This window comes from uncultured Pseudacidovorax sp. (assembly GCF_913773995.1).
Taxonomy (GTDB): Bacteria; Pseudomonadota; Gammaproteobacteria; order Burkholderiales; family Burkholderiaceae_C; genus Xenophilus.
Window position 1 is genome coordinate 1 of record NZ_CAJYES010000162.1, and the last position, 10,015, is coordinate 10,015.

General features: G+C 69.8%; 11 protein-coding genes. 9 read left to right on the forward strand and 2 right to left on the reverse strand.

Features of this window, described 5'->3' with window-relative positions; translation table 11 throughout:
* A partial coding sequence (locus QZ772_RS15065; protein WP_295527810.1) for an aldose 1-epimerase occupies nt 1–837 on the forward strand: 837 nt, incomplete at its 5' end.
* 175 nt (nt 838–1,012) lie between these two features.
* Nucleotides 1,013–1,336 carry a hypothetical protein gene (locus tag QZ772_RS15070; protein WP_295527812.1) on the forward strand — a complete coding sequence of 108 codons (324 nt, stop codon included), beginning with the start codon at nt 1,013–1,015 and terminating at the stop codon, nt 1,334–1,336.
* A 32-nt stretch (nt 1,337–1,368) separates the two neighbouring features.
* Here the strand turns inward: QZ772_RS15070 and QZ772_RS15075 are convergent, their stop codons facing one another.
* Both QZ772_RS15075 and otnK read right to left on the reverse strand, forming a co-directional pair.
* Nucleotides 1,369–2,055, reverse strand: coding sequence for a class II aldolase/adducin family protein (locus QZ772_RS15075; protein WP_295527815.1), 687 nt, complete (start codon nt 2,053–2,055; stop codon nt 1,369–1,371).
* Between the two features lie 52 nt (nt 2,056–2,107).
* Entirely contained in the window at nt 2,108–3,391 is a 1,284-nt protein-coding gene (gene otnK / locus QZ772_RS15080; RefSeq protein ID WP_295527816.1) for a 3-oxo-tetronate kinase, read from the reverse strand.
* A 113-nt stretch (nt 3,392–3,504) separates the two neighbouring features.
* Between otnK and QZ772_RS15085 the strand changes: the two genes are divergently transcribed.
* From QZ772_RS15085 to QZ772_RS15115, 7 genes are all read left to right on the forward strand, one after another.
* On the forward strand, nt 3,505–4,758 hold the full coding sequence (locus QZ772_RS15085) for an aminotransferase class III-fold pyridoxal phosphate-dependent enzyme (RefSeq protein WP_295527820.1): 1,254 nt from the start codon (nt 3,505–3,507) through the stop codon (nt 4,756–4,758).
* A 35-nt stretch (nt 4,759–4,793) separates the two neighbouring features.
* Complete coding sequence (locus tag QZ772_RS15090) at nt 4,794–5,936, forward strand: ABC transporter ATP-binding protein (protein WP_295527822.1); 1,143 nt, start codon at nt 4,794–4,796, stop codon at nt 5,934–5,936.
* The gene (locus QZ772_RS15095) at nt 5,933–6,847 is read left to right on the forward strand and encodes an ABC transporter permease (protein ID WP_017757788.1); all 915 of its coding nucleotides are present in this window, start codon (nt 5,933–5,935) and stop codon (nt 6,845–6,847) included. The genes QZ772_RS15090 and QZ772_RS15095 overlap by 4 nt, the downstream gene beginning before the upstream one ends.
* Entirely contained in the window at nt 6,844–7,683 is an 840-nt protein-coding gene (locus tag QZ772_RS15100) for an ABC transporter permease (protein ID WP_295527828.1), read from the forward strand. The genes QZ772_RS15095 and QZ772_RS15100 overlap by 4 nt, the downstream gene beginning before the upstream one ends.
* 51 nt (nt 7,684–7,734) lie before the next feature.
* Nucleotides 7,735–8,814, forward strand: coding sequence for an ABC transporter substrate-binding protein (locus QZ772_RS15105; RefSeq protein ID WP_295527830.1), 1,080 nt, complete (start codon nt 7,735–7,737; stop codon nt 8,812–8,814).
* Nucleotides 8,815–8,905: 91 nt separating this feature from the next.
* Nucleotides 8,906–9,649 carry a GntR family transcriptional regulator gene (locus QZ772_RS15110; protein ID WP_295527831.1) on the forward strand — a complete coding sequence of 248 codons (744 nt, stop codon included), beginning with the start codon at nt 8,906–8,908 and terminating at the stop codon, nt 9,647–9,649.
* A gap of 2 nt (nt 9,650–9,651) precedes the next feature.
* Nucleotides 9,652–9,990: a hypothetical protein gene (locus QZ772_RS15115; protein ID WP_017757784.1), complete on the forward strand. Its 339-nt coding sequence runs from the start codon at nt 9,652–9,654 to the stop codon at nt 9,988–9,990.
* The last annotated feature ends 25 nt before the right edge of the window (nt 9,991–10,015 follow it).

The window sequence follows — 10,015 nt, forward strand, 5'->3', positions numbered from 1 at the left end:
GGCGCAGTGGCCGCCTGGCAGTGGCTGCCGCCGCAGGGCGCGCCGGTGGACCTCTGGCGTCCGTGGGACGGCAGCGACGACCTCTACCGCCAGGCCTCCTTCGCGATGGTGCCGTGGTCCAACCGCATCGCGCAGGGCGGCTTCGAGGTGGCGGGGCGCTTCCATGCCATGCAGCCCAACCGCGAGGGCGAGCCCTATCCGATCCATGGCGACGGCTGGCTGCAGCCGTGGCAGCTGCGGCAGACGGGCCCAGGCGAGATCGAGATGACGCTGCAGTCCGACGGCTTCGGTGGCAGCCCCTATCGCTTCAGCGCGCGCCAGGGGCTGCGCCTGCGTGAGCGCGGGCTCGACCAGTGGGTCGAGGTGCGCCACGAAGGCGCCGAGCCGCTGCCCTATGGCCTGGGTCTGCATCCGTGGTTCATGCGCGCGGCCGACACCTGCATCCACGCGGCGGTGCAGGGCGTCTGGCTGAGCGGCGACGATCCCATTCCCTCCGGGCGCAGTGCCGTGCTGCCGCCCGACTGGAATCTGCCGGCCGGCATGCCTGCCCATGGCAGCTTCATCGACAACGCCTTCCTCGGCTGGGACGGCGTGGCCACGGTGTGCTGGCCCTCATGGGGTTTGCAGGTGCAGCTTCGGCAGATCGAGCCGGCGGTGCAGGGTGACGGCCACTGCCTGGTCTACCGGCCGCCGCACGGCGAGGCCTTCTGCCTGGAGCCGATCACCCACCCGATCGATGCCTTCCACCTGCCGGGGCAGGAGGGTCTGCGGCTGCTGGAGCGGGGTGGATCGATGCGGCTGTCCGTCGCGTGGAACGTGTTGCCGGACGGCGTCTGACAAACGCGCGACGGTGGGACGCGCCACCGGCAATGCGTCGTGCTCCCGGCGGATCGCTCCGATGCATGGGGGCCTTCTGGTGATCTCGTCCGATGCCGGCCGTTGAACTTGGCCGACCCGGCCGCCAGACGTCGCCTCTATGCTGCCGCCGCAAGAGTCACCATCGCCGCGCACCATGACAACACATCGCCTGCTCGCCTGCCTCGCCGGCAGCCTGCTCATCGCCCCCACGCTCGCGCTGGCCGATCCGCCGCACGGTCGTGGCCATGGCAAGGGCCATGGTCCCGGCCACAAAGAGGCCTACTGGGATGGCCCCTGCAAGATCGAGCGCAAGTGGAAGAAGAACGGCGACTTCGACGAGAAGCGCAAATGCAAGGACCGCGGGCCGGTTGGTTACGCGCCCGTGCCGGCGCCGGCCTATGTGCCCGTGCCGGTGCCCGTCTACCCGGTGCAGCGCGAGCCCGGCGTGGTCATCCAGGGCACGGTCCGGCTGCCCTGATCCCCGTCGGTAGTGCCATGTGGCGCCGGACCTCAGACGGTGCCCGGCGTGCGGCTGAGCCGGGCCTTGCCGTAGCTGCGGTAGCGGTCGCGCACCGTCGCCATTTCCGCAGCATCCAGCACCACCGGTGTGCCCAGTTGGGCGCTCATCCAGTACTGCCGCGCCAGCGTCTCCAGCTTGGCCGCATTGGCAACGGCCTTTTCGAGGGAGGGGCCGTGGCAGACCATGCCGTGGTTGGCCAAGAGGCAGGCCGTGTGCCCGGCCAGCGCCTCGACGGCCGACGCCGCCAGCGCATCCGTGCCGAAGGTCGCATAGGCGGCGCAGGGCACCTCGTCGCCACCGAAGCCCGCCAGCATGTAGTGGAAGGCCGGAATAGGACGGCGCTGGGCCGACACGGCCACGCAGGCATCCGAGTGTGTGTGCACCACCGCCATCGCTTGCGGATAGTGCCGGTAGATGGCCGTGTGCATGGACCATTCGCTCGACGGGATGCCCGGCGAGCGGTTCTCGCCGTCCATGGTGATAGAGACGATGGCCTGTGCGTCGATGTTGTGGGCGTCGGCGCCGGAAGGGCTGATCAGCGCACCGCCGTCGAAGCGGCAGCTGATGTTGCCGGCGCTGCCTGTGTTGAGGCCCAGGTTGGCCAGCCGGCGGTAGCTGTCGGCCAGCGCCTGGCGAAGGGTGTCCTCGGAGATCGGGGCAGTGGTTGAAATCGTCATCGGTCGGCTTTCTGATGAGAGGTGAGGTTGCAGCAGGGGGCGGAGGCTTCCGCTACCCGCCGTGGGCCATGCTCTGGAGCATGGGCAGCAGCATGTCGGTGGGGCCGAGCTTGCCGGACTTGAGGCACAGCGCGAGGCGGGCCTCGCCCGCGTCGTCGGTCACGGCGCGGGCCACGCCAGGGCCTTCGTAGGCGCCCACGACCAGGCGGTTCACATCCAGGTGGCGGAGCACCGCGCCGGAGGTCTCTCCGCCGGAGATGACGAATCGCCGCACGCCTGCGTCGCGCAGGCGCAGGGCCAGGCGTCCCAGCACCTCCTCGGCCACGGCGGCGGCGCCCAGCTTGCCGGCGCGGGCCTGTACGCGCTCGACCTCGGCGGCATCGGCGGACGTGGCGATGGCGACCGGCCCCGCCGCAAGCAGGGGCAGCGCCCAGGCAAGGGCCTCGCCCACCACGTCGGCGCCTTCGAGCGCACGGACCATGTCGAGCCAGAGCACCGGCCGGTGCAGGGCGAAGGCGCGCAGCTGCTCGATGGAGCGGCCCGCGCAGCTGCCGGCCAGCACGACGGCGGGGCCTGCCACGGGTGGCAGCGCCTGGTCGGCCGGCGCTTGTGCCAGCCAGCCGTTGCGCCGCCAGTGCGCCGGGTAGTAGGCGCCGATGGAGGAATTGCCGGTCATGAGCGGCCAGTCCCAGGTGAGGGCCGCAAGCGCCGCGAGATCGTCCGGTTCGGCCGCATCGGCAATGGCAAAGCCCACGCCCGCCGCCTGGAGCTGGGCGACGTGCGTGCGCATGGCCTGCACGCCGGCATGCACCACCTGCTGGGGCAGCAGCCCCACTCGGGTCGCCGTCTGGCGCTGCAGCGTGCGCACGAGGTTGGGGTCGAGCATGGGCGTCAGCGGATCGAATCGCTTGGGCGACTCGGAGATCAGCATGTCGTCCGCGAACAGGTGGCCCTGGAACACGCGGCGGCCTGCCTCCGGAAAGGAGGGGCAGAAGGCCGTGAAGCGCGCCCCCGTGATCTCGCGCAGCAGGTCGGCGCACGGGCCGATGTTGCCGGCGTCCGTCGAGTCGAAGGTGGCGCAGTACTTGAAGAAGAGCTGGCGAACGCCCCGCGCCTGCAGCGCCCGGGCGCCCTCGGCAAAGGCCTGCACCGCTTCGTGCGCCGGCACCACGCGGGTCTTGCCGGCGATGACGGCGGCCTCGATGTCGCGGGGCAGGGCGTCCAGCGCCGAGGGATGCGTCACGAAGCCGCAGCGCACCCCCTGGGCCACGAGCATGGCGGCGAGCTCCATGCCGCCGGTCAGGTCATCGGCGAGGGCGCCGAACAGAAGGGCCATTCCAGTCTCCTTGCGTTGGAAAAAAAGCACCCGCGGCGTCCAGGGGGCTATTGCGTTACATAAAACATGATATATCCTACGGCCGAACTCGACGACCACCAAGGCTTCTTCCCATGTCTTCCGAAACTTCCAGCGCCGGTGCCGGCGAGCGGGACCATCTTCTGCGCCAGCGCGCCCTCAAGGTGGTGCCGGGCGGCATGACCGGGCACCTGAACGCGGCCCAGCTGCCCGCTGGCTATCCGCAGTACTTCGCCCGCGGGCAGGGCTGCCGCGTGTGGGACGTCGATGGCCACGAGTACATCGACTTCATGTGCAGCTGGGGCCCCAACCTGCTGGGCCATGCCCATCCGCAGGTGGACGAGGCGGCCCGCCGCCAGCAGGCGCTGGGCGATTGCCTCAACGGCCCGACCGAGCGCTTCGTCGAGCTGGCCGAGCGCTTCGTGGCCCGCACCGCCCATGCGGACTGGGCGCTGTTCCAGAAGAACGGCACCGATGCCACCACCATCTGCCTGATGGTGGCCCGTGCCGCCACCGGCAAGCGCAAGGTGCTGGTGGCCACCAAGGCCTACCACGGCGCCGACCCGTGGTGCACGCCGGTGCCGGTGGGCATCACCGCCGAGGACCGGGCGCATCTCATCTACTACACCTACAACGACACGGCGAGCCTGGACGCCGCCGTGGCCAAGGCCGGCGACGACCTGGCCGCCATCGTGTGCGCGGCCTTCAAGCACGACCTGGGCGTCGACCAGGAGCTGCCCACCGCCGCGTTCGCCCGCCACGCCCGCCAGCTGTGCGACAGGGCCGGGGCAGCACTGATCGTGGACGAGGTGCGTGCGGGCATGCGCGTGCATGCCGGCGGCAGCTGGGAGACGGTGGGCGTGCGGCCTGACCTGTGCGCCTGGAGCAAGTCCATCGCCAACGGCTACGCCCTGGCGGCCGTCACCGGCGTGGACAGCCTGCGCGATGCCGCCACCCGCATCTATGCGACGGGCTCCTTCTGGTCGGGCGGCGTGGCCATGGCGGCCAGCCTGGCCACGCTGGACGTGGCCGATGCGCAGGACGTGGTCGGCCATGTGCGGGCCATGGGCCAGCGCCTGCGCGACGGCATCGCCGCCCAGGCCGCCAGCCACGGCATGCCGGTGCGCCAGACCGGCCCCGCCGCGCTGCCGCTGATCCTGTTCGAGGACGATCCGGCCTTCGAGAAGGGCTCCGCCTTCACCGTCGAGGCGCTGCGCCGCGGCGTCTACCTGCATCCCCGGCACAACATGTTCCTGTCGCTCGCGCACACCGAGGCCGACATCGACCAGGCACTCGAAGCCACCGACGCCGCCTTCGCCGCCGTTTCCCGGCGCTACGGGTCCCGATGACGTCGCCGGACTCCATGATTGAAGGAGAGATGCACATGGCATCCGACCCCCGTCCCACGCCCACCGGTACGGCCGACCCTGTCGGCGGCGCCTCCATCGAGATCACGCGGCTGGCCAAGCGCTTCGGTGCCGTCCGCGCCGTGGACGATGTCTCGCTGCAGGTCCGTCCGGGCGAGTTCCTGGCGCTGCTCGGGCCCAGCGGCTCGGGCAAGACCTCCATCCTCATGAGCATCGCCGGCTTCGAGCTGCCCGATGCCGGCCAGATCGCCATCGACGGTCGCGACGTGACCTACCTGCCGGCCAACCATCGCAACCTGGGCATGGTCTTCCAGAAGTACACGCTGTTCCCGCACCTCACGGTGCTGGACAACGTGGCCTTCGGCCTCAAGATGCGCGGCGTGGCCAAAGGCGAGCGCCACCGCCTGGCCGAGCAGGCCCTGGCCACCGTGCGGCTCGCCGGCCTGGGCGCGCGCATGCCGGCGCAGCTGTCGGGCGGACAGCAGCAGCGCGTGGCCCTGGCCCGCGCCATCGTCTATCGGCCGAAGGTGCTGCTGATGGACGAGCCACTCAGCGCCCTCGACAAGAACCTGCGCGAGGAGATGCAGCTGGAGATCAAGCGCCTGCAATCGCAGCTGGGCATCACCGTCGTCTTCGTGACCCACGACCAGGGCGAAGCGCTGACCATGGCCGACCGGGTCGCCATCCTCAACCAGGGCCGCATCCAGCAGCTGGACGAGCCCAAGGCGCTGTACGAACGGCCGCGCAACCGCTTCGTCGCCGGCTTCATCGGCGAGACCAACTTCATCCCTGTCGGCGTGGGGCCCTTGCGTGGCGAGGCGGCCACGGTACAGCTGCCGGGCGGCACGCACCACTGCGAGGTGGGTGCGAAGGCGCTGGTGGGTCTGGACGTTGCGGGCGGCCGGGGCGTGGCGGCGCTGCGGCCGGAGCAGATCGCGCTGGTGAATCCCGAAGACCCGTCCGCGTTGCGCGCCCGTGTGGCCGGCGTGATCTACAGCGGTTCCACCGTGCTGTGCATCGCCAACCTGGACGATGGCACCGAGCTGCGCGCCCGCCTGTCCGACCCCAGCCGGGTGAACGTGCAGGCCGGCGACCAGGTCGGCCTGCGCTGGTCGCCCGAGGCGCTGCGCGTCTATGGCGAAGAGGCGGCCACGGCATGAGCGCCGTCGCCCCTCCCGTGGCGGCATCGGCCCTGGCGCCACCGTCGCCGCTGCGCCGGCTCTGGCTGGGCGGCCGGCAGCTCAGTGGTGGCTGGACGGCCTTGCTGCTCGCGCCCTTCTTTGCACTGCTGCTGATCGTCTTCCTGTATCCGCTGCTGAGCCTGCTGTCGCTCAGCGTGCTGGAGCCGCACCCCACGCTGGACAACTACGCCCGTGTGTTCGACAACCCCGTCTATCTGCGGGTGATGGTGCGCACCGGATGGATCAGTCTGCTCACCACCGTGCTGGCGCTGGTGCTGGGCTTTCCCATCGCCTACATGATGACGCGCGTGAAAGGCGCGGTCGCCCTGCTGCTGACGGCCTGCGTGCTGCTGCCGTTGTGGTCCAGCGTGCTGGTGCGCACCGCGGCTTGGATCGTGCTGCTGCGCCGCGACGGCATCGTCAACAACGCCCTGCAGTGGCTGGGCCTGACGGGCGAGCCCATGAAGCTGCTCTACACCGAGGGCGCCGTCGTGCTGGCCATGGCCCATGTGCTGCTGCCCTTCCTGATCCTGCCGATCTACTCGGCGCTCAAGAACATTCCAGACGACTACATGCGCGCGGCCGCCATGCTGGGCGCCAACCGCCGGCGCGCCTTCTTCGAGGTGCTGCTGCCCATGAGCCGGGCCGGCATCTGGAGCGGCTGCCTGATGGTGTTTCTCTCGGCGCTGGGCTTCTTCGTCACGCCCGCGCTGGTGGGCAGCCCGCAGGAGCTGATGATCGCCACGCTGGTGTCGCAGCAGGTGCGCGAGATGCTCGACTGGCCCTTTGCGGCCGCGCTGATCGGCGTGCTGATGGTGGTCGTGGCCACCCTGACGATGGTCTTCAACAAGGCCGTGAGCTTCAACCGTCTGATGGGAGGCGGCGCATGACCGACACCCCGAGCGCCCCGCCGGCCCGTCGCAACAAGGCCCACTTCGACCTGGGCAGCTTTTCCCTGCGCGTCTACGTGTGGCTGGTGGTGCTGTTCATCATGCTGCCCACGCTGATCATCGTGCCGATGTCCTTCAGCCCGGCGGACTTTCTCGAGTTCCCGCCGCGCGGCTTCACGCTGCACTGGTACGAGGAGTTCTTCGCCGATCCGCAATGGCAGCGCGCCACGCTGCTGAGTCTGCGCGTGGCGGCGCTCACCATGGTCTGCTCGGTCGTGATCGGCACCATGGTGGCGTACGCCATCGTGCGCGGCGCCGCCCGCCTGCGTCCGGCCACGCAGCTCATGGTCATCGGTCCGGTGATCGCCCCGCACATCGCGGTGGCGGTGGCCTGCTACCTGTTCTACCAGCGCCTGGGCGTGGTGGGCACGATGACCGGCTTCGTCGCGGCGCACACCGTGCTGGCGCTGCCCTTCGTCGTCTTCACCGTCTCGGCCGCGCTGTCGCGCGTGGACCCCGACCTGGAGTCCGCCGCCATGAGCTGCGGCGCCAGCCGGCTGCGCGCCTTCTTCCTGGTGACGCTGCCGCTGATCGTGCCCGGCCTGCTGAGCGGTGCGCTGTTCGCGTTCATCATCTCCTTCGACGAACCGGTGGTGTCCTTCTTCGTGTCCAGCGTGCGCCAGCGCACGCTGCCGCGCCGGATGTTCGAGGACATCGAGCAGAACCTCACGCCTGTCATTCCCGCCATCGCGACGCTGCTGACCCTGCTGTCGATCGCGGTGCTCGTCGCTGCCGCGCTGTTGCGCGTCATGGAGGCCCGGCGGCGCAGCCGCTGAGCCCCCTGCCTTCTCTCCCTATCCCTGGTCTTCACTCGCAAGGAGTTCGTGATGATGAATTGGCTCGATCCACGCAAGGGCGCCTGCGCGCTCGTCCTCGGCGGCGCGGCGCTGCTCGGTGCCGCTGGCGCTTCGGCCCAGGCCCTCGAGAAGGAGCTGGTGATCGCCACCACCGGCGGCCTGATCGAGAAGGCGCTGGTGCAGTCCTTCTACACGCCGTTCTCCAAGGCCAAGGGCGTCGAGGTGATCCCCGCCGCCATCGAGGTGCCCGACCAGTGGGCCAAGGTGCAGGCCATGTCGCGCAGCGGCGGCATGGAGTTCGACATCGTGACCGCCACGCCGCCCGACCTGGTGCAGAAGAAGGACCTGCTGCAGCCCATCGACTGCAGCAAGCTGCCCAGCGTGACCGCCAACGGCGTCAAGGGCGCCTGCACGCCCTACGGCGTGATGCGCACCGTGGGCGGCATGCAGATCGGCTACAACACCGACGTCTTCAAGGACGGCAAGGGCCCCAAGACCTGGGCCGACTTCTGGGACACGGCCAAGTTCCCCGGCCCGCGCGGGCTGCCCGACACCGGCGACCGCGAATGGTGGGTACCCGTGGCCGCCCTGCTGGCCGATGGCGTCGCGCCCGACAAGCTCTTCCCGCTCGACCTGGACCGCGCCTACAAGAAGCTCGACAAGCTGCGCCCCAGCATCGCCGTGTGGTGGAAGAGCGGCGACCAGCTCCAGCAGACCATGCGCAGCAAGGAGGTGGTGATGACCATGGGCTATTCGGGCCGTCTCATCTCGCTGATCAATGCCAAGGTGCCGCTGGCCGTGTCGTGGGACGGCGCCATCCGCGACGTGGGCTACATGGCCATCCCCAAGGGGGCGCCGCACCCCAAGGCTGCCATGGCCTACCTCGACTTCTTCTACAGCCTGCCGCCCGAGCAGCATGTGAAGTTCGTTGATGCCGTGAGCTACGACACCGGCAGCGCCAAGACCGCCAACCTGTTCCCGCCCGAGCGGCGGGCCATGCTGGCCACCTCGGCCGAGAACTTCGACAAGCTGATCGTGGCCGACTACGAGTGGATCGGCAACAACCGCCAGATGCTGCGCGACCGCTGGATCGCGTGGCTGGGCCGCTGAGCCGGAAGGCCGGGCAGGCGGCGCGCAGCGGCCCCGATACTCGCTGCGCCGCCGCCCCGGCGGCTTTCTTCGCAGCCCCACAGAGATGAACATGTCCACCCCTGGTCTCAACGTCGTCGGCCGAACCAACCTCGCCAGCCAGATCTACGAAAGCCTGCGCGAGAAGCTCATGTCCGCGGTCTTCCAGCCCGGGCAGCGGCTCAAGATCCGCGAATTGGCCAAGGAGATCGGCACCAGCGAGACGCCCGTGCGCGAGGCCCTGATCCAGTTGGTGCGCGACCGCGCCCTGGAGATGAAGGAGGGCTACTTCATCCGCGTGCGGCAGCTGAGCCTGGCCGAGTACCTGGAGTTGCGCGACATCCGGCTGGCGCTGGAGCCGCTGGCGGCCGAGCGGGCGATCCCGCTGCTCGACGACGCGGCGATCCGGCAGCTGACCGAGTCGCACCGCCTGCTGATGCGGGCGGAGAAGACGCGCGACTACCGCGCCGCGCTTCAGCACAACTTCGACTTCCACTTCGGCATCTATCGCCGCTCGGGCATGCCGCAGCTCACCGAGTTGCTCGACCGCATCTGGGTGCAGGTGGGGCCGATGCTCAACTTCCTGTACCCGCACGGCCATCCCAGCTACGACGCCGAGCACCAGCACATGAACGTCCTCAAGGGCCTGCAGGCGCGCGACGTGGCCCTGGTCACCCAGGCCATCCGCGACGACCTGGTCGAAGGCGGACGCAACTTCGTGAAGGTGCTCACCGAGATCGACCACAACCCCGAGCGTGCGGCAGAGCTGCTGGCGCTTCGCAACCAGCCGGCGCCCCCCGGCAAGACACCGCCCTGACCATGATGGACCACACCAGCGACCCCCAGGCCGCGCGCTATGTGCTGGACCCGAGCCGCACCGAGCTCGCCAGCGAGTTCCGCCGCAACATCCGAGGCCCCCACAGCGAAGAGCTGCGCAAGCTGCTGCACCGCATGCGCTGGGGCGCCTTTCCGGGTCGCTACCTGCTGCTGACGGTCGAGCCCGGCCGCCGCTGGGCGCTGGCGCAGATGCCCGATGAGCGCGGGCAGAAGGTGAAGGTCTTCCACGACGTGGTCTTCGAGTCGCTGGACGAGGCCGAATGGCATGTCTTCAAGCTGCGCTGGCAGGCGCTCGCCGGCACCCCGCTGGACATCGACTGAGCCTCACGCACGCACCGCATTCCTC